General features: G+C 71.8%; 14 protein-coding genes. 2 read left to right on the plus strand and 12 right to left on the minus strand.

The annotated features are described in order from the left end of the window. Nucleotides 1-45 precede the first annotated feature (45 nt). The 12 genes from treY to U4Z64_RS12515 all read right to left on the minus strand — a co-directional run bounded on the left by treY (nucleotide 46) and on the right by U4Z64_RS12515 (nucleotide 22,902). Entirely contained in the window at nucleotides 46-2,814 is a 2,769-nt protein-coding gene (gene treY / locus U4Z64_RS12460; protein WP_321820115.1) for a malto-oligosyltrehalose synthase, read from the minus strand. Continuing rightward, complete coding sequence (malQ, locus tag U4Z64_RS12465; protein ID WP_321820116.1) at nucleotides 2,811-5,111, minus strand: 4-alpha-glucanotransferase; 2,301 nt, start codon at nucleotides 5,109-5,111, stop codon at nucleotides 2,811-2,813. The genes treY and malQ overlap by 4 nt, the downstream gene beginning before the upstream one ends. Next, a complete protein-coding gene (gene treZ / locus U4Z64_RS12470) occupies nucleotides 5,108-7,003 on the minus strand; it encodes a malto-oligosyltrehalose trehalohydrolase (protein ID WP_321820117.1) in 1,896 nt (631 codons plus the stop codon). The genes malQ and treZ overlap by 4 nt, the downstream gene beginning before the upstream one ends. 9 nt (nucleotides 7,004-7,012) lie before the next feature. Beyond that, nucleotides 7,013-9,127, minus strand: coding sequence for a glycogen debranching protein GlgX (glgX, locus tag U4Z64_RS12475; RefSeq protein WP_321820118.1), 2,115 nt, complete (start codon nucleotides 9,125-9,127; stop codon nucleotides 7,013-7,015). Nucleotides 9,128-9,159: 32 nt separating this feature from the next. Then, a complete protein-coding gene (gene glgB, locus U4Z64_RS12480) occupies nucleotides 9,160-11,361 on the minus strand; it encodes a 1,4-alpha-glucan branching protein GlgB (protein WP_321820119.1) in 2,202 nt (733 codons plus the stop codon). Continuing rightward, nucleotides 11,358-14,768 carry a maltose alpha-D-glucosyltransferase gene (gene treS / locus U4Z64_RS12485; RefSeq protein ID WP_257772378.1) on the minus strand — a complete coding sequence of 1,137 codons (3,411 nt, stop codon included), beginning with the start codon at nucleotides 14,766-14,768 and terminating at the stop codon, nucleotides 11,358-11,360. The genes glgB and treS overlap by 4 nt, the downstream gene beginning before the upstream one ends. After that, nucleotides 14,768-18,160 (minus strand): maltotransferase domain-containing protein, encoded by a 3,393-nt coding sequence (locus U4Z64_RS12490; protein WP_321820120.1) that lies wholly within the window; start codon nucleotides 18,158-18,160, stop codon nucleotides 14,768-14,770. The genes treS and U4Z64_RS12490 overlap by 1 nt, the downstream gene beginning before the upstream one ends. Nucleotides 18,161-18,345: 185 nt before the next feature. Beyond that, a complete protein-coding gene (locus tag U4Z64_RS12495; RefSeq protein WP_321820121.1) occupies nucleotides 18,346-18,834 on the minus strand; it encodes a phage protein NinX family protein in 489 nt (162 codons plus the stop codon). A gap of 12 nt (nucleotides 18,835-18,846) precedes the next feature. Continuing rightward, entirely contained in the window at nucleotides 18,847-19,662 is an 816-nt protein-coding gene (locus U4Z64_RS12500) for an endonuclease/exonuclease/phosphatase family protein (RefSeq protein WP_321820122.1), read from the minus strand. Next, entirely contained in the window at nucleotides 19,653-21,875 is a 2,223-nt protein-coding gene (locus tag U4Z64_RS12505) for a VTT domain-containing protein (protein WP_321820123.1), read from the minus strand. Before U4Z64_RS12505 ends, U4Z64_RS12500 begins: the two co-directional genes overlap by 10 nt. After that, complete coding sequence (locus U4Z64_RS12510) at nucleotides 21,872-22,210, minus strand: hypothetical protein (RefSeq protein ID WP_321820124.1); 339 nt, start codon at nucleotides 22,208-22,210, stop codon at nucleotides 21,872-21,874. Before U4Z64_RS12510 ends, U4Z64_RS12505 begins: the two co-directional genes overlap by 4 nt. Beyond that, nucleotides 22,207-22,902 (minus strand): MgtC/SapB family protein, encoded by a 696-nt coding sequence (locus U4Z64_RS12515; RefSeq protein WP_124528698.1) that lies wholly within the window; start codon nucleotides 22,900-22,902, stop codon nucleotides 22,207-22,209. Before U4Z64_RS12515 ends, U4Z64_RS12510 begins: the two co-directional genes overlap by 4 nt. 179 nt (nucleotides 22,903-23,081) lie before the next feature. On the opposite strand from U4Z64_RS12515, the gene U4Z64_RS12520 reads away from it, so the two are divergent. Together U4Z64_RS12520 and U4Z64_RS12525 are read left to right on the plus strand one after the other, a co-directional pair. Beyond that, entirely contained in the window at nucleotides 23,082-23,324 is a 243-nt protein-coding gene (locus U4Z64_RS12520) for a DUF6566 family protein (protein ID WP_124521841.1), read from the plus strand. 195 nt (nucleotides 23,325-23,519) lie between these two features. Then, nucleotides 23,520-24,239 carry a FadR/GntR family transcriptional regulator gene (locus U4Z64_RS12525; RefSeq protein ID WP_321803672.1) on the plus strand — a complete coding sequence of 240 codons (720 nt, stop codon included), beginning with the start codon at nucleotides 23,520-23,522 and terminating at the stop codon, nucleotides 24,237-24,239. Nucleotides 24,240-24,257 lie beyond the last annotated feature (18 nt).

The raw sequence follows: 24,257 nt of genomic DNA on the forward strand, positions 1-24,257 counted from the left end.
GTTCGCCTCGGGGCGCCGACCGTCTTTGCACCAATCCGATTACCGCTACCGGCTCATCGTATCGGCTGCCACCAGCGCCGCGACCGGCAACGCGGCAAGACAACGATTGAGCCGCAGCATGCCGTCCGGCGCCTCGACTTCGCGCCCGTCGTTCAGCCAGTCGATCCACCGCGCGCTCGCGCCGCGCGGCAACACGATCGCGGTATCGCCCCATTCCCGAGGCGCGATGCGCGGCAACCCCGGCACTTCGCCGAGCAACCGGCACGCGAGCCGCGTCACGACGACCACGACCGTCGCCGTCGCGTCGCAGCGCGCGAACGCGAGCGCATGCCGCCCGAGCCTGCCGCGCACGCGCAGCGGCACATACGCGCCATCCGAGAACGTCGCCGGCCAGCGGGCGCGCAGCGCGAGCATCCGCTCGACAAGTGCGCGCTTCACGCTTGCGTCGGGCCAGTCCCGCAGGTACGCGGCGACCGGTTCGTCGACCCGCTCGGCCGCGAGCTGTGCGAACGGCACGTCGCGCCGGTTGTCCGGATCGACGAGCGAGTGATCCCATGACTCGGTACCTTGATACAGATCGGGCACACCCGGCGACGCGATCCGCAGCGCCGCCTGCGCGAGGCTGTTGACGACACCGGCCGGCGCGATCCGCGCGACGAACCCATGCAGCCGGTGCACGAAATCGCCCGCGCCATGCGGCGTCAGGATCGCGCGGACGAACCGTTCGCAGTCGCGCTCGTAGTCCGCGTCGGGTGCGAGCCAGTCCGTATGCTGTTTCGCTTCGCGCAGCGCCTTCGTCTGCCAGCGCACCACGCGCTCGGCAAGCGTCGCCAGCCCGTCCGAATCGTCGGGCGCGAGCGCCGGCGGCCAGCAGCCGACGAGCGTCTGGTACAGCAGCGCTTCCGCAGCCGGCCCCGGCGCCCACGCGAGATCGCGATGCGCGCCGCCGCGCCGCGGCTGATTCAGCGCGGACCAGTCGAGCGACACCGCGCGCCACAGGTCCGGCACTTCGCTGAGCACCGCGAGCCGCGCGCGCGCATCTTCGCCGCGCTTGTGATCGTGGGTCGCGGTCGCGACGAGCGTGTGCGGAACGGTGCGCGCGCGACGGCGGTTGCGCGCATGGAACGCCCCGCGCGACAGACTGAAATCGCCCGCATCGGCACCGACCTCGTTGCGCGACAGCAGCCGGCCGTAGCGATAGTTGGCGGTATCCTCGACGCCCTTCGCGGCGAGCGGCGCGGTGAGCTGCGCGAACGCGACGCGCGCCGCGTGCAGCGCCTCGGCATCCGCGCGCGGCGCGCGCAGGCCCGGCAGCCCGAGCCAGCCGGCGACGCGATCGAGCGCGTAGCGGTCGGACGGATCGATCGTCGCGCACGCCGCGTCGTACGCGTGCGCCAGCACGCGACGATCGGCGCCGGTCGGCTCGTTGCCGGGTGTCGGGTACATCCGGTACACGGGAAGGTGCACGGCGAGTTCGCCCAGCACGCGATGAATCGCGATCCGGCTGAGGTCGCGCGTCGCGGGTGCCGCGCGCGCAATGCGGTGCAACGCCCGCGCGACGCGTTCGTGCTCGCCGGCGAGCTGCCGCTTCAGCACGCGCCGCTTGCCGTCCACCGCCTCCTGCGCGAACGACCGTGCCGATCCCGACACGGCTGCCCAGTGCGCGGCGAGCGGCGCCGCGCCGGCCGGATCGTGCAGCAGCGCGGCGACGTCGTTCATGAAGTCGTAGCCGGTCGTGCCGTCGACGCGCCAGTCTTCACGCAGCGTCTCGCCCGGCGCGAGGATCTTCTCGACGACGAGATAAGGCTGCTCGTCGCGCTGCGCGGCGAGCCGCGCCTGGAGGCGGCGGCAGTACGCGCCCGGGTCGGCGAGGCCGTCGACGTGATCGACGCGCAGGCCGTCGAGGCAGCCGGCCGCATGAAGCGCCAGCGGCAGAGCGTGCACCGCGTCGAACACCGCTTCGTCTTCGACGCGCACGGCCGCGAGGGTCGCGATGTCGAAGAAGCGCCGCCAGTTCAGCTCGTCGGCGGCCGTGCGCCACCACGCGAGCCGGTAGTGCTGGCGTTCGAGCAATCGATGCAGGCACGCGCGCGAGCGTGCGCGGCGCGGATCGGCGCCGCGCAGTATCGCGTCGAACGCATGCGGGCCCTGGGCGGCGGCGTAGTCGCGCAGTGCCGTATGCGCGTCCGCGAGGCGCGCGCTGCCGCGCACCGGTGCGGCGGCGAACCGTTCGGCGAGCGCGTTCAGGTCCGCACGGTTGGCGATGCGCAGGATCTCGGCGTAGGTCGCGGCGGCGACCGGCAGCGTCCTGCCCGGGCACGCGATGAAGAAACGCCCGCTCGACGGCTCGGCGCCGAGCGCGACGTCGCCGGCGGCGAGCGCGTCGCCGTAGGGCGCGCCGAGGCAGGGCAGCAGCACCTTGCCGTGGAGCGTCGCGTCAGGCGGATGCCAGTCGATGTCGAAGTAGTGCGCGTACGGGCTCGCCGGCCCCCATTCGAGCACGTCGTTCCACCAGCCGTTCGATGCGCCGCCGACGCCCATGTGGTTCGGCACGATGTCGGCGATCACGCCGAGGCCGCGCGCGTGCAACGCGTCGACGAGGCGGCGGAAGCCGGCTGCGCCGCCGAGTTCCGCGCTGATCGTGTGATGGTCGACGGTGTCGTAGCCGTGTAGCGAACCGGGCTCGGCCGTCGCGATCGGCGACAGGTACAGGTGGCTCACGCCGAGCCGCGCGAAATAGTCGGCATGCGCGGCCGCGTCGTCGAACGTGAAGCCGGCGTGCAGTTGCAGTCGCAGCGTCGCGCGCGGTGTCATGTGTCCTGCTCCCGGGCGCGGCGCGCGCGCTCGAGCGCCGCGATGCGTCTGCGCACGTCGGCGTCGAACAGCGCGTCGACCGCGCGCGGCAGCCGGCGCAGCCAGTTCGGATGGCCGCGCGGCGGGCCGGGGAGATTCGGTTGGGCGTCCAGTGCGAGCAGATCCTCGAGCGGCACGATCGCGAGCGGCGACGGGCTGTGCGCGACATACGCGAGGACTGCATCGACGGGTGGCGTGTCGGCGGGCGGTACCGGATCACCGGGCGGCGCGCAGCCCGCTTGCTGCAACGCGCGCCATAGTGCCGCGCGCTCGGTCGCGCGTTCGGCCCGGGCCGCGGTGAGGGCGAGGTCGGGGGCGGGCGGCGGCGTGTCGCGTTTGGCTGGCACGCCGTGACCGACATCCTTGGCGGGATGCTCGTCACGCAAAGCAGGTTTGTTTCGTTCGTAACGTCCCGCTCGGTGTGCGGCCGCGGCGCGACCGATGTCGTCACCGACATTACGCGCGCTCGCGGTGCGTTGCGTTTGGCCACTCCCGTCGTCGGTGCGTGCATCCTCGGAGGCATCTGCATCTGCATCACCTAACCTCCGCCGCCACTCGAGATCGACACCACGCCACCAACCCGCCACGGTCGGCAGATCGTGCGTCGACGTCATCGCGATCGTGTCGCGATCCCACTCCGACGGCGACCGAAACGCGCCATCCGCCTCACGCTCGAACCACAGCACGCGCATTCCCGCGATCCCCCGCGCGCCGAGCCGCTCGCGAAACCCGGGCGGCACCGTGCCGAGATCCTCGCCGATCGCGACCGCGCGATGCCGTGCCGCCTCCAGCGCGACCAGCCGCACGAGATCGTCGAGCGGATAGCGCAAGTACGCGCCGTCGCGCGGCGAGCCGCCGTCCGGCACGATCCACATCCGCGCGAAGCCGAGCACGTGGTCGATACGAACCCCGCCCGCCTGCGCGAAGGCCGCGCGCAACAGGTCGACGAACGGCGCGAAGCCGCTCGCGCGCAGCGCGGCGGGCGTCCACGTCGTCACGCCCCAGGCCTGGCCGTCCGCATTGAACAGGTCGGGCGGCGCGCCGACCGACACGCCGCGCAGCAGCGTCGTGCCGTGCGCCCATGCGTCGCTGCCCGCGCGATCGGCGCCGACCGCGAGATCGGCGATCAGCCCGATCGCCATCCCGGCCTCGCGCGCCGCATGCTGTGCGTTGCCGAGCGCGTCCGACGCGCACCATTGCAGGAACGCATGGAACGCGATCGTCTCGGCATGCGCGTGTGCGAAGGCGTCGACCTCGGCCGAGGCCGGCATGCGCCACGGCGCGGGCCATTGCCGCCAGTCCGCGCCGATTCCGTGTTCGATGCAGAACGCCTGCAGCGCGTCGAAGCGCGCGTGTGCGTCGAGCGCCGCGCCGCCTGCCGTACGGAATTGCTCGAACGCGTCGCGCAACGGCCCGCCGTTCGCGCGCCACGCATCGAAGCACGCGCGCAAGCGGCGCAGCTTCAGCGGCAGCACGTGCGGCCAGTCGATCAGCGGCGTATCGGGCGCGGGAGCGCCATGTGCCGCCGCGCCGTGCATCCGCTGCACGATATCGGCGCCCGGCACCGCGTCGCAGTCGAGATACGCGACGTTGTGCCAGCGCCGCGACGACGGCGAATACGGGCTGTCGTGCTCGGGCAGTGCCGGATAGCCGGCATGCGTCGGGCTGATCGCGACCGCGTGCGCACCGTGCCGCGCCGCATGCGCGGCGAGGCCGGCGAGCGCGGTGTAGTCGCCCGCGCCGTCGTCGCCCGTGCGGCGCAGGCTGTACAACTGGGCCGCGATGCCCCAGCGGCGCTGCGCACCTGCCACGCCGTCGTCGGCAGTGAACGGCCGCATACGCGGCGGCGCGATGGCGAGCCCGATGCGTTGCTCGCCGATCTCGAGCGCGTGATAGCCGGGCACCGCGAGCGGCGGCAGTGCGCCGGATTCGCCCGCGTCGGCCACGCGCGCGTCGACGTGCTCGCCCGTTTCGAGCGCGATCCGCAAGCGCGCGCCCGGCGGCGCGACGCTGCGCGGGAGCGTCAGCGGCACGCCGGCGTCGCCGGTGACGACCCGCGGCGTTGTGTCCCGGTCATCGGTCAGCGCGGCCGCGCTGTCGACCCGCTCGTTCGGCGTGCCGCATGGCCAGCCGAGTGCATCGACGAGCGCGACGAGCGCGTCGTCGCCCACCCGCCGCGCGACGCCACCCGAGTCGATCCAGTCGGGCGCCAGCCCGGCCGCACGCGCGAGGTCTGCGATCGGCACGTCGGTCGTCATTGCCGTGTGTGCCCGTTCGTGCGGTGATGGAGCGCATCGCGGTTGACCGCACCGTCGCGCCACGCGATGCAGGTGCGCGCGGGCAGCCGCCGCTCGGCCAGCCGGTCGCGCGCGCGCGGCGGCGTCTCGAACACGATCTTGCCGACCGGCAGCATCGGCAGCAGCGCGTCGCGCGAGCCGGGATTGAATGCGAGCGTGAGCGTGCTGCCGTCGCCGAGCCGCCAGCGCGCGACGAGCGCGTCCGCGTTGCCGTCGCCGTCGCGGTTGCCGCTGCCGCTGCCGATAGCGGACAGCAGCTCGACGCCGAGCGCGCGGGCGCCCGGCAGGTGCGGCGTCACGAGCGCCGCGCGCACGGCCAGCGCGCTGCGGTAGAAGCGCCGCCACGCGTCGGCGTCGGGCCACGTGTCCGCACCGGCATGACCGGGCGACGAGCGCATGAACGTGCCGATGTCATTCGGATCGGGAATCGCGTCGCGATGCGCGGGATCGGCGAACGCGGAAAACGCGGCGAACTCGCGGCGCCGGCCCTCGCGCACCGCGTCGGCGAGCGCGCCGCGATAGTCGGTGAAGAACTGGAACGGCTGCGTGCTGCCGATTTCCTCGCCCATGAACAGCAGCGGCACCTGCGGCGCGAGCAGCATCAGGGCAGTTGCCGCACGCACCGCGTCGTCGTTCGCGAGCGCGCGCAGCCGCTCGCCGAAGGCGCGGTTGCCGATCTGGTCGTGGTTCTGCAGGAACGTGACGAACGCGGTCGGCGGCAGGTGCGCGCTCGGCTCGCCGCGCGGCGCGCCGTCGTGCAGCGGCGACGGCTCGCCCTGGTACGCGAACCCTTCGCCGAGCGTGCGCGCGAGATGGCGCAGCGGCGCATCGGCGTACGCGCGGTAGTAGCCTTCGCGCTCGCCGGTGAGCAGCACGTGCGCGCTGTTGTGGAAGTCGTCGTTCCACTGCGCGTCGAAACCGCCGGGGCCGAGCAGGCTCGCCAGATTGCGCTCGTCCTCGAGCACCAGATGCACGTGGCGCGCGTCGCCCGCATACGCGCGCACGCGGCGGGCGAGCTCGCGCAGCCATGCATCGTCGTCGATCGCATGCGCGGCGTCGATGCGCAGGCCGTCGAAGCGGAATTCGTCGAGCCAGTACAGCGCGTTGTCGATGAAGAACGCGCTCGTCCGCGCACACGAGAAGTCGATCGCGGGCCCCCAGGCGGTCTGCCGGTCCGCGCGGAAAAATCCCGGTGCATAGCGCGGCAGCAGGTTGCCTTCGGGGCCGAAGTGGTTGTAGACGACGTCGAGCAGCACCTGCAGCCCGAGCCCGTGCGCGGCGTCGACGAGTGCCTTCAGTTCCTCGGGCCGTCCGTACGACGCCGCGGGCGCGAACGGCAGCACGCCGTCGTAGCCCCAGTTGCGCGCGCCCGGGAACGCGTTGACGGGCATCAACTCGATCGCGGTCACGCCGAGCGCGGCAAGCTCGGCCAGGCGCCGCTCGACGTTCGCATAGCCGCCGCATGCGCCGACGTGCAGTTCGTACAGCACCGTCTCGTGCCACGGCCGCCCGCGCCACGCGTCGTTGCGCCAGCGGTACGCGGCCGGGTCGACGACCTGGCTCGGGCCGTGCACGTCATGCGGCTGGAAGCGCGATGCGGGATCGGGTGCCACGAGACCGTCGTCGAGCAGGAAGCGGTACAGCGTGCCGGGACCGCACGGCGCGACGACCTCGAACCAGCCGTCCCCCGCCGGCAGCATCGCGACGCGCCGTTCGCCGTGCAGTTCGACCGCGGCCGTGCGGCTCGCGGGCGCCCACAACCGGAAGCGCGTGTGTTCCGTGTCGAGGCAGGTCGCGCCGAACGACGACGCGAATGCGTGCGTGCCGGGCGGATGGGCGGTGCGTGACGTCATGGCGGCTCCTCACGAGGGCGGGGCGGGTGGCACGGCCGCGACGGCGATCACGGCCGCGTGCGCGGCGACGTCGAGGCCGGCGTCAGGCCAGCCGCGCGGGCCGGCGTCGGGCGACGCGGTGTCGAGCAGCACACGATAGTCGAGCACGGGGGCGGGCAGCTTGAACGTGATGACGTGGGTCGACGCATTCAGCATCACGAGCAGCGCCTCGGTGCGCCCGGTGCGGCCGGTGCCGACGCGCCGCATCGTCAGCGCGCGACGCTCGCCGTCCTCCCACGCGGGCACGCTCAGCGGGTCGCCGCGCTCGTCGAACCAGTCGATCTCGCGCATGCCCGGCGCACCGTCGCGGTCGCCGGACGGATAGCGCGGCGCCGACATCAGCGGGTACATGCGGCGCAATGCGGCGAGCCGCGACACGAAGCGCGTCATCTGCGCGCCTTCGTCGCTGCGCGCGAGATCCCAGTCGAGCCAGGACAGTTCGTTATCCTGGCAATATGCGTTGTTGTTGCCGTGCTGCGTCCTGCCGAATTCGTCGCCGGCCACGATCATCGGCGTGCCGAGCGCGGTAAACAGCGTGGCGAGCATCGAGCGGGCGACCCGCGCGCGCAGGTCGCGGATCGACGCGTCGTCGGTGGCGCCTTCGACGCCCCAGTTCGCGCTGCAGTTGTCGCCGTGGCCGTCGTGGTTGTCCTCGCCGTTCGCTTCGTTGTGCTTGTCCGCATACGACACGAGATCGGCGAGCGTGAAGCCGTCGTGCGCGGTGATGAAGTTGACCGACGCCCACGTGCGGCGCCGGTGATGATTGAACAGGTCGGCCGAGCCCGCGAGCCGCGCGGCGAGTTCCGGGCGCTGCCCGGCGTCGCCGCGCCAGAAGCGCCGCACGGTGTCGCGAAAGCGGTCGTTCCATTCGGCGAAGCCGGGCGGGTGGCGGCCCAGCTGATAGCCGCCGGGGCCGAGATCCCACGGCTCGGTGATCAGCTTGCGCTGCGCGAGCAGCGGGTCCTGCCGCAGCGCGTCGAAGAATCCCGCGCCCGGCTCGAAGCCGTGATCCTCGCGGCCGAGCGTCACACCGAGATCGAAGCGAAAGCCGTCGACGTTGAACGCGCTCGCCCAGTAGCGCAGCGAATCCATCACCATCTGCACGACGCGCGGATGCGACAGGTTCAGCGTGTTGCCGCAGCCGGTCTCGTCGACGTGGTAGCGCGGGTCGTCCGGCCGCAGCCGGTAGTAGCTCGCGTTGTCGAGGCCACGCCACGACAGTGTCGGGCCGAGTTCGTTGCCCTCGCACGTGTGGTTGTAGACGACGTCGAGCACGACTTCGATGCCGGCCGCGTGCAGCTGCCGGATCGCGATGCGCATCTCGTCGAGCCGCCGCGTCGACAGGTAGGCCGGCTCCGGCGCGAAGAACGCGGCCGTGTCGTAGCCCCAGTAGTTGCGCAGCCCGCGGTTCACGAGCGCACGCTGCTGCAGGAACGCGTGCACCGGCAGCAGCTCGACCGTCGTCACGCCGATCGACAGCAGGTGATCGATGAACGCCGGATGCGCGAGCGACGCGAACGTGCCGCGCTCCGGCGCGCGCAACCCGGCGCGGCGCATCGACGCGCCGCGCACGTGGGTCTCATAGATCACGGTGCTGCGCCACGGCACGTCGGGGCGCCGGTCCATGCTCCAGTCGAACGCCTCGTCGACCACCACGGCCTTCGGCATCGCGGGCGCCGAGTCGCGGCGATCCATCGACAGGTCCGCGCGGTTCGAATGCACGCGATAGCCGAACAGCGCGTCGGACCAGCGAAAGTGGCCGACCAGCTTGCGCGCGTACGGGTCGAGCAGCAGCTTGGTCGGATTGAAGCGATGGCCGTGCTGCGGCTGGTACGGGCCGTCCGCGCGAAAGCCGTACACGGTGCCCGGATGCGCGTTCGGCAGGTAGCCGTGCCATACCTCGTCGGTGCATTCGGGCAGGTCGAGGCGCGCGAGCTCCTTGCGGCCGGTCGGGTCGAACACGCACAGCTGGATACGCTGCGCATGCGCGGAAAACACCGCGAAGTTGGTGCCGAGGCCGTCCCAGGCCGCGCCGAGCGGATGGCAGCGGCCGGGTTCGAGACGGGCGGGCAGGGCGGTCGGCATGGGGATCGTCTCCGTGTCGAGGGCGCCGGGTGTCAGGCCGGGCTCAGCCACAGCGTCGCGAGCGGCGGCAGGCGCAAGGTGGCCGACCACGACTCGCCGTGCGCGGGGATCGCCTCCGTCGACACGGTGCCGTCGTTGCCGGCATTCGTGCCGCCGTACACGGCGGCATCGGTGTTCATCAGTTCACGCCACTGCCCGGGCGCGGGCAACCCGACGCGATAGCCGGCACGCGGCACCGGCGTGAAGTTGCAGACCGCGACGACGAGACGCCCGGTGTCGTCGCGGCGCGCGAACGCGAACACGCTGTTGTCGCGATCGTCGCCGATCAGCCACGCGAAGCCGGCCGCATGGCAATCGAGCGCATGCAGCGCCGGTTCGGCCGCGTACGCGCGGTTCAGGTCGCGCACGAGCCGCTGCACGCCGCGATGCGCGGGCGCGTCGAGCAGGTCCCAGTGCGGCGTCGCATCGTGCGCGAACTCGGCCCATTGCGCGAATTCGCTGCCCATGAACAGCAGCTTCTTGCCCGGATGCGCCCACATGAAGCCGAAGTATGCGCGCAGCGTCGCGAGCCGCTGCCACGCGTCGCCGGGCATCTTCGCGGCGAGCGAACCCTTGCCGTGCACGACCTCGTCGTGCGACAGCGGCAGCACGAAGCGCTCGGAGAACGCATACACGAGCCCGAACGTCATCCGGTCGTGGTGATAGCGGCGATGGATCGGATCCTCGCGCAGATACGCGAGCGTGTCGTGCATCCAGCCCATGTTCCACTTGAAGTCGAAGCCGAGCCCGCCGTCGCCGGTCGCCGCGGTGACGCCCGGCCACGCGGTCGATTCCTCCGCGAAGGTGACGATGCCCGGCGGCGCGAGCGTACCGTGCAGCGTGTCGTTCAGCGTGCGCAGGAACGCGACCGCCTCGAGGTTCTCGCGCCCGCCGTGGATGTTCGGCACCCATTCGCCTTCCCGGCGCGAGTAGTCGCGGTACAGCATCGACGCGACCGCGTCGACGCGGATCCCGTCGACGTGGTAGCGGCGCGCCCACGCGAGCGCCGACGCGACGAGGAACGCGCCGACCTCGTTGCGCCCGAGGTTGAACACGCAGGTGTTCCAGTCGGGGTGCATGCCCTCGCGCGGATCGGCGTGCTCGTACAGCGCGCTGCCGTCGAACTGCGCGAGGCCGTGCGGATCGTTCGGGAAATGCGCGGGCACCCAGTCGACGATCACGCCGATGCCGGCCGCGTGCGCGCGGTCGACGAAGCGCGCGAAGCCGTCGACCGGCCCGAAGCGCGCCGACGGCGCGAACTGCGCGAGCGGCTGGTAGCCCCACGAGCCGCCGAACGGGTACTCGGAAATCGGCATGAACTCGACGTGCGTGAAGCCCATGCCGCGCACGTACGGGATCAGCCGCTCGGCGAGTTCGTCCCAGGTCGAACTGCGGTCCATTTCCTCGGGCACGCGCTGCCACGATTCCGGATGCACCTCGTAGATCGACCACGGCACCCGAAAGCGGCGCTCCGGATGCGGCCGCGCGTGGATCCAGCCGTCGTCGTGCCACGCGAACGCGTCGAGCGCCGCCGTGTCGGCGACCACCGATGCGGTGCGCGGCGGCGCTTCGGTCGCGCGCGCGCACGGATCGGCCTTGTGCGGCAGCACGCGGCCGTCGCTCGCGCACAGCTCGTACTTGTAGTGCTCGCCGGCGCCGATGTCCGGCACGAACAGTTCCCACACACCCCACGGGCGCCGCAGCCGCATCGGATGACGGCGGCCGTCCCAGGTGTTGAAGTCGCCGACCACCGACACGCGCTGCGCGTTCGGCGCCCATACCGCGAAGCGCACGCCGTCGATGCCGTCGACGCGCATGGGCGTTGCCCCGAGGCACTCGAGCACGGCGGCCGGGTCGCCGGCCGCGAACCGCGCGAGCGCCGCGTCGTCGAGGAGCGTGCCGAACGCATACGCATCGTCGGTCACCTGCCGCGTATCGGGCCACTCGATCGCGAGCCGGTAGTGGCCGTCGCGCGCGATCGTCCCGGCGAAGCAGCCGGCTTCGTCGACGCACGCGAGCGTGCCGAGTTCGTCGCCGTCGGGCGTCACCGCGCGCACGCGCCGCGCGCCGGGCAGCAGCGCGCGCACGACGGTCCGCCCGGCATCCCGGTGCGGGCCGAGGCACGCGAACGGGTCCGGATGGCGCCCGGCGAGCAGCGCATCGATATCGTGGCGGTCGAACAGCGTGTCGGTCATCGGGTGCCTCCGTCGTCGGGTTCACCGTGCGTGTCGAGCAGGCGTTCGACGAGCGCGGCGAGCCCGCCGACCGGCACGCCGAGCCAGTCGGGGCGGTTCGCGGCTTCGTAGCACAGCTCGTACGACGCCTTGTCGATCAGGAACAGCGCGAGCAGGCGATCGGCATAACGCGGGTCGACGAAGCGTTCGGGCGCCTGCTCGGCGGCCGCGCGATAGCATTCGACGAAGCGGTCGGCGGCGGCCTGGCCGAAGCGGTCGAACAGCGCGCGCTTGCGGCCGGCCGCCTGCGGCGGCGCCTTCTCGATCACGAACTGCGCGGCCGCGCTCACGTACGACAGCGAGCGCAGGAAGCCGGCCACGTCGCGCAGCGGATGCGACTTCGCGCGACGCCGCTCCAGCGGGCGCGCGGGCTCGCCCTCGAAGTCGATCAGCAGCGCATCGCCCTGCACGTCGAGCACCTGGCCGAGATGGAAATCGCCGTGGATCCGCGTGCATTGCGCGTCGAGGGTGCGCGGCACCAGTTCGCCGAGCGCCTGCACGGCCGCGTCGCGCGACGCGAGCAGCGTGTCGGCCGCGGCCCGCTCGGCGGGGGCCAGCGTATCGAGCCGCGTGCCCAGCACGTCGAGCGCGTGCTCGAACGACGCGATCGCATCGCTGCGCCAGTGATCGACGCGTGCCGGGGTCGCGCGCTCCGGCGCGAACGCCGGGTCGTCGGACGGCTGCGCGAGCGCGACGTGCAGCTGGCCGAGCCGCGTGCCGACGATCCCGGCGAACGCCGCGTAGCCGAGCAGCGCGTCCGGTTCCTCGCCGGACTCCGTCGCGTCGCCTTCGTCGACGGCCGGCAGCGCGAGCTCGTCGACCGCACGTCTCAGGAAGTCGAACGAACGCGTCCATGCGTCGCCCTGGTTGTCGACGTAGCGCTGCAGGATCGCGACCGTATGCGGCGTGCCGTCCGGATCGACGTGCACGACTTCGCCGGCGAGCGTCGCGGTGTTCGCATAGCCGATCCGCGTCAGGTGGCGGCTCATCTCCGCTTCCGGATGGATCCCGTGCGCGACCTTGCGCACCAGCTTCAGCACGATCGCATCGCCGATCACGAGCGAGCTGTTGCTCTGCTCGGCCGCGAGCCAGCGCACTTCGGCGTCGTCGCCGGGATCGAGCGCGGCGAGCGCCTGCTCGGGCAGGAAGTCGAGGCGGCCGCCGTCGGAAGTCGGCACCGTCGCGCCGTCGCGCAGCTTGCGCAGCATCCCGCGCGCGAACGACGGCAGCGCGAACGCGTCGGTCAGGTAACCGACGGTATGGCCGCGCCGCACGCGCGCGAGCGCGAGCTGCGCGAACAGCGGCTGCGACGTCTCGCCGCCCCACGCGGCGGCCAGCGGCACGACGTAGCGTTCGACCCCGCCGTCGCTCGCGGACACCCATGCTTCCGCGTACTGGAACGGCTCGTCCGGCATCGGCGTGACGACGTTCAGCCACGCGTCGCCGATCTTGCGGTCCTTCGACGCGAACCAGCGCCGCCGCGCGAGCCACGACGCGAGCGCATCGTGCGCGAGCGCGTGCAGCTGGCCGACGTCCGGCCGCGCGTCGCCGCGCCGCATCACGATCGTCACGTACTCGGGCAGCGGCTGCGCGTGCGGCTGCCGCCACGACGGCTCGCGGCCATGCTCGGACAGCACGAACCACAGGAACCCGTACGGCGGGAAGGTGAGGAGATACGGGAGCTGGCCGACCGGCGGAAACGGTGAATCCGACGTCATTTCGATCGGCACGCGGCCCGCGAATTCGGACAGGTCGAGTTCGACGGCCTGCGACGCGCGCGACAGGTTCGCGACGCACAGCACCGTCTCGTGGCCTTCGAGTTCGCGCAGGTAGGCGAGCACCTTGCGGTTCTCCGGGCGCAGGAAGCGGATCGTGCCGCGCCCGAACGACTGCGTCGCGCGGCGCGTCGACAGGATGCGCCGCGTCCAGTTCAGCAGCGAATGCGGGTCGCGCGTCTGCGCTTCCACGTTGATCGCGTCGTAGCCGTACAGCGAGCCCATCACGGGCGGCAGCACCAGCAGTTCCGGGTCCGCGCGCGAGAAGCCGCCGTTGCGATCCGACGACCATTGCATCGGCGTGCGCACGCCGTCGCGGTCGCCCAGGTGGATGTTGTCGCCCATCCCGAGCTCGTCGCCGTAGTAGATCACCGGCGTGCCGGGCATCGACAGCAGCAGCGAGTTGATCAGTTCGATGCGGCGCCGGTCGCGCTCCATCAGCGGCGCGAGGCGGCGCCGGATGCCGAGATTGATCCGCGCGCGCCGGTCGCTCGCATAGGTCTGCCACAGCAGGTCGCGCTCCGAATCGGTGACCATCTCGAGCGTCAGCTCGTCGTGATTGCGCAGGAACACGGCCCACTGGTTGCTCGGCGCGAGCGCCGGCGTCTGCCGCATGATGTCGACGATCGGGAAGCGGTCCTCGCTCGCGATCGACATGTAGATGCGCGGCATCAGCGGAAAGTGGAACGCCATGTGGCATTCGTCCTCGTTGCCGAAGTATTCCTGCACGTCTTCGGGCCACTGGTTCGCCTCCGCGAGCAGCATCCGGTTCGGGTATTCGGCGTCGATCGTCGCGCGGATCCGCTTCAGGATCGCATGCGTCTCGGGCAGGTTCTCGTTGTTGGTGCCTTCGCGCTCGACCAGGTACGGCACCGCGTCGAGCCGCAGCCCGTCGATGCCGAGATCGAGCCAGAAGCGCATCACCTGGATCACCTCGCGCACCACGGCCGGGTTGTCGAAGTTCAGGTCCGGCTGGTGCGAGTAGAAGCGGTGCCAGTAGTACTGGCCGGCGATCGGGTCGTGGGTCCAGTTCGACGTTTCGGTATCGAGGAAGATGATCCGCGTGCCCGCGTATTTCGTGTCGGTGTCGGACCACACGTAGTAGTCGCGATGCATCGAGCCGGGTTTCGCGCGCCGCGCGCGCTGGAACCACGGGTGCTGGTCCGACGTGTGGTTGATCACCAGCTCGGCGATCACGCGGATGCCGCGTGCGTGCGCTTCGCGGATGAAGCGCCGCACGTCGGCGAGCGTGCCGTAGTCGGGATGCACGTCGCGGTAGTCGGCGATGTCGTAGCCGTCGTCGCGGCGTGGCGACGGGTAGAACGGCAGCAGCCAGATGGTGTCGACGCCGAGCTCGGCGATGTAGTCGAGCTTCGCGATCAGGCCGGGGAAGTCGCCGATCCCGTCGTTGTTCGAGTCGTAGAACGACTTCACGTGCACCTGGTAGATGATCGCGTCCTTGTACCACAGCGGATCGTCCGCGCAGAGCGCGGGCGCGCGGCGCCGCGCACGGCGCCGGCGCGGCGTGCCGGCCGGGGCGAGCGACGGGAACTGCGCGCGCCGCACGTCGTCGAGGGAGTCTTCGCGTTTCATCATGCGTGTGCTCCGGAAGGGCCCCGGGCACCGCCCGGGTCGGGCGCCGCCGCTCGCGCGGCGCCGGGAGACGGCGCGAGCCGCCAGATCGCATAGGGCCGCACGTGCGGGTCAAGCGACACGTACTGGCGATGCCCGCGCCAGGTTTCGGCGCGCGCGGCATCCTGTTCGAGCGCGTCGAGCGGTTCGCCGTCGACGAGCCCGAGGCCGCGCCACAGCGACGCATCGAGCATGAAGTTCGTGGCCTGCGGATGCCACGGGTCGAGGCTGATCGCAACCGCGACGACGCTGTCGTGCGCGGGCGTCGCCTTCACGAACACGAGCACCTGGTCGTTGTCCGCGTCGGCGAACGTGAGGCCGAGGTGGGTCTGCAGCGCCGGATGCTCGCGCCGCGCGCGGTTCAGCCGCGCGACTTCGCCGCCGATGTGCGCGGCCTTGGCCCAGTCGCGCGCGCGCAGCTCGTATTTCTCCGCGTCCGCGTATTCCTCGCTGTCGGGCAGCGGTGCCGATTCGCCGATCTCGAAGCCCGAGTACAGGCCCCACGAGCCGGCGAGCGTCGCGGCGAGCGCCGCGCGGATCACGAACTGCGAGCGCGGCGCGTTCTGCAGGTGGCGCGGATTGATGTCGGGCGTGTTCACGAAGAAGTTCGGCCGGAAGAACTCGCGCGCGGGGCCGGCGCTCAGCTCGGTCAGGTAGTCGATGAATTCGCGCTTCGTCTCGCGCCACGTGAAGTACGTATACGACTGCGAGAAGCCGATCTTCGCGAGCCGGTACATCATCCCGGGCCGCGTGAACGCCTCCGACAGGAACACGACGTCCGGATGCTTGCCGCGCACGTCCGCGATCATCCACGCCCAGAACGGCAGCGGCTTCGTGTGCGGGTTGTCGACGCGGAAGATCCGCACGCCGGCTTCGACCCAGAACAACACCACGTCACGCAGCGCGAGCCACAGGTCGGGCAGCGCGTCGGGCGCATAGAAGTCGGGATTCACGATGTCCTGGTAGCGCTTCGGCGGATTTTCCGCATAGCGCAGCGAGCCGTCGGGCCGCCACGCGAACCAGCCCGGATGGGCGGCGAGCCACGGATGGTCGGGCGAGCACTGGATCGCGAAATCCAGCGCGATTTCGAGCCCCTGCGCGCGCGCCGCATCGATCAGCGCGCGGAACGACGCGAGCGTGCCGAGCTGCGGATGCACGGCCGTGTGGCCGCCGTCCGGCGAGCCGATCGCGTACGGGCTGCCGACGTCGTCGGGGCCGGCCTTCAGCGTGTTGTTGCGGCCCTTGCGCGCGGTCGTGCCGATCGGGTGGATCGGCGGGAAATACAGCACGTCGAAGCCCATGTCGCGAATGCGCGGCAGTTGCGCGATCACGTCGTCGAACGTGCCGTGCCGGTGCGGGTCGTTGCTCGCCGAGCGCGGAAACAGCTCGTACCAGCTGGAAAAGCGTGCGGCGCGGCGCTCGACCTCGACCGGGTAGACGGTCTCGTCGTGCGTGACGAACGGCCGGTAGCGCAGCGCCGCGTAGGCGTCGGCGAGCGCGGGTTCGCCGAGCAGTGCGAGACGGTGTTCGTGCGACGCGTCGTCGAAGTCGGCCGCCAGCCGTTCCATTTGCCGGACCGCGTGCGCAGCGTCCGGCGCGGCGCGCTTCAGCGCTGTCGCGAGCAGCAGCTGCGCCTCGCGCACCTCCAGCGTCACGTCCTGGCCGGCCGCGCGCTTCTTCGCGATGTCGGTGACGAGCGAGGCCCAGTCGTCGCGCCACGCGATCACGCGGAACGCGTGGCGGCCGAGCCGGTCGAGCGCGATGCGCGCGTGCCAGCGGTCGTTCGGTTCCGCGACGAACGGCACTTCGCGCCAGTCGTCTTCGTCGTCCGCGCGCCACTGCAGCGCGGCCGCGAGATGCGCATGGCCGTCGGTGAAGATCGATGCGTGCACAACCAGCGTTTCGCCGATCACGCGCTTGATCGCGAAGCGGCCGCCGTCGACCGCCGGCTCGACGCGTTCGATCGCGATCCGGTCGGCCGTGAGCGCGGCGGACAGCGCGGCGCGCTCGTCCGCGGCGCCGGCGCGCGTGGTCGCGGGCGGCGCGCGCCGCGCGTCGAGCAGCGCGTAGCCGCCGGGTTCGAGCGTGAACGTGGCCAGCGCGACCGGTGCATGCGTGTGCGTGCCCGCCGGCGTCGCGACCTGCGTGAAGCCGCCCGGCACACCGGGCAGGATCGTCGCGGGATCGACCGGCGCGTCGGCATCGAGAGCGGGATTCAGCGCGATCAGCAGTGCCGTGTCGTCGTGCTCGAGCGATGGGCCCATGCCGCGCAGCAGCGCGGTCGCGGCCGCGCCGGGCGCGCTCAGTTGCGCGATTTCGCCGCGCCCGGCCGCAAGCGGCGTCGCGCGGCGCCACGCATTCGCGTCGGCAATCGCGCCGGACAGGTCGAAGCGCGCGCCGTCGAACGCGGCGCGATAGCGCGCGGCGTCCGCATCGCGCACCATCAGCGGCAGCGCGACGCCGCGCTCGAAGCCCATCGGCACGAGCCAGCCGGTGCCGAGCGCGGCCGCGGTCCACAGCGCGCGGTGGTACGCGCGGGCGAGCGTCTCGTCCGGCGCGTCGTGCCAGTCGTCGGCGAGACGCGGGCCGTCGAAGGCGTCGGGAAACGCGATCGGCGAGCCGATGCGGCGCAGCAGCCGGTGCTCGTCCGCAAACCACGGCGAGCGCAGGTCCCACCAGCGTACCGACGAGAACACCGCGTCGAAGCCGGCCCCCTCGAGTTGCGCGAGCGCGTCGCGCGCATGGCCGGGCACGCCGGCCAGCACCGCGACGTCCGGGCGCGCGCGCCGCAGCGCCGCGCGCCAGCCGGGCCACCACGCGGCCGGCAGGTGATGCGGCGCGTCGATCAGGAAGCCGGCCGCGCCGGCGTCCGCGAACGCGGCGAGATGCGCGCACCACCATGCGGCGAGCGCGTCGTGCGTCGCGTCGTCGCCGACCCGCGCATGGGCGACGTCGAGTTCATGCGCGCCGCAGCGCGGATCGATCAGCGCGTCGTCGTGCGCACGCTCGGCGTACCAGTCCGGATGCTCGGCGCGCAGCGGATTGTCGCGCGCGATGCGGTCGGGCACGACTTCGAGCAGCACGCGCAGCCCGTGGCCGTGCGCGAGCTGGGCGAGCCGCGAGAAGGTTTCGAGCGCGCCGGCGCGCGTCGCGAACGTCGCGGCCGGCCGGTGGAAGTCGGCGACGTGCCGCGGAAAACCCGCGACGCTGGCGGCCCAGAAGCCGCCGATCAGCACGTGATCGAAGCCCATGCCGGCGATGTGCGCGAACGTGTCGGGCCACGCGTCGAGCGGGCCGACGAGGCGCGCGTCGCAGAAGTAGAGGTGGGGAGCGAAGGGCGGGGTGGCGTTCATGGGATGGCGGGTCCGGGCGGCGGCGAACGGTAACGGTCGTGCGCCGCAACGCGCGTGCCTGCGACGCGGCCCCCGGCGCGGCAACGTGCGGGCGCGATGCCGGGGGCGGCACCCTGTCCTTTTTACATGAACGCGGGAGGGTCACTGCATCGCGCGCATGGCCCATGCCTCGGCGTCCGGCGTCGTCACATGCGCGGAATCGAGCGAATGTCCGAACTGTCGCCGGTGGCCGGATCGTCGTCCGCTTCGGGCAGCGGCGCACCGGGGTCGTAGCGCACCGGCGCGCCGCGCTCGATCCGGTGCGGAAACGGCGGAGGGGTATCGACGTCGTCGCCGAAGCGCGCGCGCACGAACGCCCGCAGCAACGCGGTGCGCGCGTCGGGCGCGCGTGCCGCGCAGGTCGACGGGCCGTCGATGAAGCACGCATCGCATTCGACGCCGTCGCCGCGCCGCGCGATCCGCAGATCGCCGACGCGATCGAGCACCGCCCCCGCGTCGGCCCACGACGCCGACGGCGCGAAATGCGCGTCGAGGCGCCGCAACGCATCGCACGCGGCGGTCACGATGACCTGCGGCTCGATGGCCGTGAAGTACAGCGTGTTTTCGTCGTCCGCGCACAGTGCGCGCGCGCACCAGTAGTCGAGGGCCGTTCCGTCGAGTTCGTCGGTTCGCATGGGCTTGCTCCGTCAGGTTTCGTCGGCGCGGTGCGCGTCGCGCGCGGGCGGCGTGCCGGGCGCGGAGCGCGCACGCATGCGCGCGACGAGCGGGTAATGGTCCGACGCGCGCCGGGCCAGCATGCTGCGATGCACGGTCACGTCGACCAGCAACTCGCCTGGATGGATCCAGATCCGGTCGAGCGAGAACACAGGGTACAGCGTCGGGAACGTGCGCGGCGCCGGCGCGCGGCGGAACCGCGTGACCAGCGCCTGCAGCGCGCGGCCGCGCACGAACCATTCGTTGATGTCGCCCATCAGGATCACCGGCATCGCACCGGTGTCGAAAGCGGCGAGCAGCCGCTGCACCTGCGCGCTGCGTTCGTTCGCCGACAGCCCGAGATGGGTCGCGACCACGCGCAGCGTGTCGGCGCCGCAGTCGATGTCCGCATCGAGCGCGCCGCGCGGCTCGCGCGGGTGGAACGACAGGTCGAGCGTGCGCGCGGCGCGGATCGGGCAGCGTGACAGCACCGCGTTGCCGTAGCGGCGCTCCGGCGTGTCGATGGTCGGGCCGGCCACCGCGTGCATGCCGGTCGCGTCGCGCAGGTGCGCGAGCACGTCGGGCGCGCGCGTGCCGCCGAGCGGCACTTCCTGCAGCGCGATCACGTCCGCGTCGAGCTCGTGGATCACCGCCGCGATTCGATCGGCCGCGCGCGCGGGCCACGCACCGTAGCCGCCGCGGATGTTGTACGTCGCGATGCGCAGGTCGCGCCCGCCCGGCGCGGCGGCGGGCGGGCCGTCCGACGTGACGATGTCCGGCGGCGGGGCCGGCTGTCGGCTCAGCACCATCGTCGCAGCACCCTGACGAGCAGCACCGACACGCCGACCAGCGCAACCCCGATCGCCGCGAGCCACGCGAATGCGCCGGGGCCCGGATGCCGGAACGCGGCGGTCAGCTGGTGCGCGAAGGTGACCGTCAACACGATGCCCGGCAGCATCCCGATCGCGGTGCCGACCAGGAAGTCGCGCAGGCCGATGTGCGAGGCGCCGGCGACCAGGTTCACGATCGTAAACGGCGCGATCGGCAACAGCCGCAGCACGGCCATCGCGACCACGCCGCGCCGGCCGATGTGTTCGCTGAGCCGGTTCGCGCGCGCGCCGGCGAATCGGCGCACCGCGTCGCGCCCGAGCCAGCGGCCGATCCCGTAGGTCGCGGCGGCGGCCGTCAGCGAGCCGACGGACGCGTAAGCGAAGCCCGGCCACGCGCCGAACACGAGCCCCGTCGCGGCGATCAGCAGCGTGATCGGCACCGACAGCGTCGCCGCGACCACGTAGCCGGCCAGCAGCAGGGCGGGCGCGCCCGGCAGTGCCGCGGCGCGGGCCGCCGCCTGCGCGAGCGCCGCGACGTTCAGCGCCTTGCCGAGCGGCGAGAAGCGCCACGCGAACGCGAGCGCGGCGATCAGCAGCACGGCCGCGCCGAGCGCGAGGAAGCGCGCGGTCAGCGGGCGATGCTGCTCGCGCGGCAGGAATTCGCGGACGAACCGGTCCGGCTCGATCGGCTGCTCGGGGTCGAGCCGCGCGCTGACCGGCACCAACGCGTCGAGCTGCGGCGTCACGACCGGGTCGAGCACGCGCAGCGTGCGGCCCGGTTTCGCGCGCAGCCGGTCGAGCGCGGCGTTCGGCCGGTCGGCTTGCGCGAACGCAGCGGCGACGGTGGCCGGCGGCGTGCCGAGATGTTCGGCCAGCAGGCGCTCGCGCAGGCCGGCGATCGCGGCGCGGATGCGCGGCTCGCCCGCCGCGACGAGCGCGATGCAGCATTCGGTGTCGAGCACCATCGACCGGTTGTTCAGGTTCGCGCTGCCGATCACGATGCATTCGTCGTCGACGATCTCGATCTTGCTGTGCACGTTCACGCATGCGTCGCCGAGGCCGTCGACGTGCGGGTACAGCAGCCGGTAGCGGCCGAAGCGGTCGGCGGACTTGAGCGTGTCGTGCAGCCGCGCGCGCAGCACGCCCATCGTCGCTTCCTGCAGCCAGCCGCTCTGCACGCGGGGTGCCACGACCGTCACGTCCGGCCCGTGCGGGTCGGCCAGTCGCGCGGACAACGTTTCGCGCACCACGGCCGCGGTGAAATACTGGTTCTCGATGTACAGGTGGCGCCGCGCGGCGCGAATCGTGTCCTCGACGAGCGCGCGCACCTGTCGCACCGGCTCGCGGTCGCGGTGGCGCGGCGCCGTGTACGCGATGCCGAGCCGCACGTGGCTCACGTCGACGCGCGCGCCGGGCGGCCACGGATCGACGTCTTCGTCGCGCTCGAGATGGCGCTGCGCGCGGATCGCGATCGGACGCCCGCATGCATTGCGCCAGCGCGTGCGCGCCTGCTCGCCGATCGCGGCGGCCGCGTCGCCGTCGAACATCGCCTGCACGTCGTGAAACGGGCCGTACGGCATGCCGCGGGCGTCACGGCGGCGCGGATCGTCGGCCGCGTGCGCAGGCGTATCCCAGCGCTCGCGCGTCAGGTCGAGCCCGCCGACGAACGCGAGCCGGTCGTCGATCACGACGAGTTTCTGGTGATGCGACGCGCCGCGCGGATGGGTGTCGTCGAGCCGGAACCGGATGCCGCGATGCGCGCGCCACGCGGCGCGATAGACGGGCGGCCAGTCGCGCTCCAGCGCGTAGATCATCGCGAAGTCCCACGCGAGCACGTAGATGCGCAGGTTGTGGCGCGCGGCCGCGAGCGCGTGCAGGAACGCGCCGAGCGTGTCGGGCAGCCCGTCGCCGGCGGCGTCGGCCGGCGCGAGGCGCATCCGGCTGTCGACGTCCCAGCCGACGATGAACACCGTATGGCGCGCCCGCCGCAGCGCGGCGCGCAGCGTCGCGAAATACGCGGCGCCGTCCACCAGCATCGCGAAGCGGTCCGCGCTGCGGATCGTGTCGCAGTTGCGTCCGCATTCGAGCAGGCCGTGTCGCACCGGTTCGTCCGTGCGCGAGGGGGCGGCCGCCGCGTCGTCGGGGCCCGCCGTCGCGACGGCGGCGCGCGGCTTGCGGTCCGGCGCGATCATCGGGTGTCGACGTCCAGGCCGCCGTCGATGCGTTGCAGCAGCGCGTCGCAACGTGCGCGCAGCGCCTGCAGTTCCGGCGAACCGGCGTCGAGCCGGACGCGTTCGCCGTGCTCGGGTTCGCCGTACGCGGCCGCGATGTCGTAGATGCGTTGCGCGATCGTCGCGGACGCGTTCGCGATCCGGATCCGGTCGAGCCAGCCGCATTCGGCGTGATGGCACGCGAGCCACGCGCGCAGCGCGCCGACCACCTGGCTGGTGGTGAGCCAGGCGCCGCCGCGCATGCGCGCGGCCAGCTGGCTCGACACGAGATAGGAAAGCAGGTCGGTCTGGGTCACGCGAAACTCCTTGACGAGGTGTCGGGACTGCAGGTCCGCACGCCGGCGATGCCTTGCAGGGATTCGCAGATCGCCGCAAATTCCGCGCCGCTCGTGCGCGAGAACGATATCGAGATGTCGTCGGTCTCCGGATCGTCGTCGGACTGCTGGACGATGAACCGCTTCACGCGCACGCGGCCCGCGCCGAGCGTGTCGTGCAGGACGCCGAGCGTCAGGCCGCCGCGCTCGACGACGAGCCGCAGCGTGCGCTGCTGCCGCTGCGCGATGAAGCGGCGCTCGAGCGGCTTCACGCCCGCCAGGATCGCGAGCACGATCGCCGTCGCGCCGATCGACGCGACGTACATGCCGCCGCCCGCGGCCAGGCCGACGCCGGCCACCGCCCACAGGCTCGCGGCCGTCGTCAGCCCGCGCACGACTTCGCCGCGCAGCAGGATCGAGCCGGCGCCCAGAAAGCCGATGCCCGAGACCACTTGCGCCGCGACCCGCGACGGATCGAGCACGACGCCGTATTGCCCGCGCACGTCCTCGAAGCCGAAGGTGGAGACGAGCATCACGAGGGCCGAGCCGACGCACACCAGCATGTGCGTACGCAAGCCGGCGGCCCAGTTCAGACGTTCGCGTTCGAGCCCGATCACGCTGCCGAGCAGTGCGGCGAGCAGCAGGCGTCCGACGAGTTCGATATGGCCGATCATCGCGGCCTCCTTTGTTGTCTGGCGGACCGGAGCGGTTCGATACCGGGCACGAACGCAAGACACGTGCCGGGGCGGCCGATAGCGGGCACGGCGCATGCGCGCGGGGCCGACGGCGCGCGCGGCGGTCATGCGGCGCGCATTTTTTGCATCGCCATCGCAGATAAGTACAGGAGGCCAGGATGCAGCATCAACAGGACGCACAGGTTCGCGACCCGTATCGCGGCCACGAGATACGCGTATGGGCGCGGCGCAACGCACGCGGCGCGTGGGACGACGAGGTGCAGGTGTATGTCGACGGTGCCCGCATCGAGCTGATCGTGCCGGAGCCGGCCGGCTCCGAATGGTCGACGCAGGAGGAGGCGCTGCGCGCGGGCGTCGAGCGCGGGCGTTATCTGATCGACAAGCGGGTCGATGACGATTGATTCGGGTACGGCTCGATTCGATCGGCAAGGCGCCCGTGCGCGGTTCGTGCCATTTGTAACCGCGTGCCGGCGCCGCGCCGGGAGGATGACAAACGATCCGAGCATTTTCCAGATCTGCCTCGGGTCAACCCCGATTGCCGCAGATACGCTGTCCGCCTATCTTTCTACATCATACGTATGATCTAGAGAGTCTTTATGGCAACCCTCCATCGGCAGGTACTGAATCAGATGGGCGAGCGGATCTGCTCCGGCCAGTTCGCACCCGGCGACATCCTGCCGTCGGAAGACGAACTGGCCGAACAGTTGCAGGTCAGCCGCATCACCATCCGCGAGACGGTCAAGTCGCTGTCCGCCAAGGGCATGCTGCAAGTTCGCCGGCGCTACGGCACGGTCGTGCTGCCGCGTGCGCAATGGCAATTGTTCGATCCCGACGTCATTACCTGGCGCGCGCGTGCCGGCACGGTCGATGAGGGGTTGATCCAGGATTTGATGGAGCTTCGCCTGATCATCGAGCCCAACGCGGCCAGACTCGCCGCGAAACGCGCGACCGATGAAGACCGCATCGCGATTCGGCGCGCTTACCGGGCGATGGAGCGTGCGGTCGCCGGCAATGGCGAATATGTACCTGCCGATCTCGCGTTTCACGGTGCGATTCTCACGGCCTGTCACAACCAGTTCGTCCAGCAGATGCAGAACGCGCTGTCGTCCATCCTGCAAACGAGTTTTGAGCTTAGTTCGGAGATCGCCGGTGGCCCGGCACGGTCGTTGCCGATGCACGAAGCGCTTTGCGTCGCAATCGAAAAGGGCGACGAGGCTGCCGCGGAAGAAGCGGTGCTCACGCTCATCAGGCGCGCCGAACAGGACTTCGAGGATCGCGCCGCGCTGAACAAGGCCGCTGCCGACGAACGCGCCTGAAACCCTGACAGCAGATTC

The sequence above is a fragment of the Burkholderia sp. BCC1996 genome (assembly GCF_905339955.1).
Classification (GTDB): domain Bacteria; phylum Pseudomonadota; class Gammaproteobacteria; order Burkholderiales; family Burkholderiaceae; genus Burkholderia.

What these genes read in the sequence shown, in the direction of transcription:
- treY (WP_321820115.1), bottom strand. Translation starts at nt 2,814, where the DNA reads ATGACACCGCGCGCGACGCTGCGACTGCAACTGCACGCCGGCTTCACG.
- malQ (WP_321820116.1), bottom strand. Translation starts at nt 5,111, where the DNA reads ATGACGACCGACGTGCCGATCGCAGACCTCGCGCGTGCGGCCGGGCTG.
- treZ (WP_321820117.1), bottom strand. Translation starts at nt 7,003, where the DNA reads ATGACGTCACGCACCGCCCATCCGCCCGGCACGCACGCATTCGCGTCG.
- glgX (WP_321820118.1), bottom strand. Translation starts at nt 9,127, where the DNA reads ATGCCGACCGCCCTGCCCGCCCGTCTCGAACCCGGCCGCTGCCATCCG.
- glgB (WP_321820119.1), bottom strand. Translation starts at nt 11,361, where the DNA reads ATGACCGACACGCTGTTCGACCGCCACGATATCGATGCGCTGCTCGCC.
- treS (WP_257772378.1), bottom strand. Translation starts at nt 14,768, where the DNA reads ATGAAACGCGAAGACTCCCTCGACGACGTGCGGCGCGCGCAGTTCCCG.
- U4Z64_RS12490 (WP_321820120.1), bottom strand. Translation starts at nt 18,160, where the DNA reads ATGAACGCCACCCCGCCCTTCGCTCCCCACCTCTACTTCTGCGACGCG.
- U4Z64_RS12495 (WP_321820121.1), bottom strand. Translation starts at nt 18,834, where the DNA reads ATGCGAACCGACGAACTCGACGGAACGGCCCTCGACTACTGGTGCGCG.
- U4Z64_RS12500 (WP_321820122.1), bottom strand. Translation starts at nt 19,662, where the DNA reads ATGGTGCTGAGCCGACAGCCGGCCCCGCCGCCGGACATCGTCACGTCG.
- U4Z64_RS12505 (WP_321820123.1), bottom strand. Translation starts at nt 21,875, where the DNA reads ATGATCGCGCCGGACCGCAAGCCGCGCGCCGCCGTCGCGACGGCGGGC.
- U4Z64_RS12515 (WP_124528698.1), bottom strand. Translation starts at nt 22,902, where the DNA reads ATGATCGGCCATATCGAACTCGTCGGACGCCTGCTGCTCGCCGCACTG.
- U4Z64_RS12520 (WP_124521841.1), top strand. Translation starts at nt 23,082, where the DNA reads ATGCAGCATCAACAGGACGCACAGGTTCGCGACCCGTATCGCGGCCAC.
- U4Z64_RS12525 (WP_321803672.1), top strand. Translation starts at nt 23,520, where the DNA reads ATGGCAACCCTCCATCGGCAGGTACTGAATCAGATGGGCGAGCGGATC.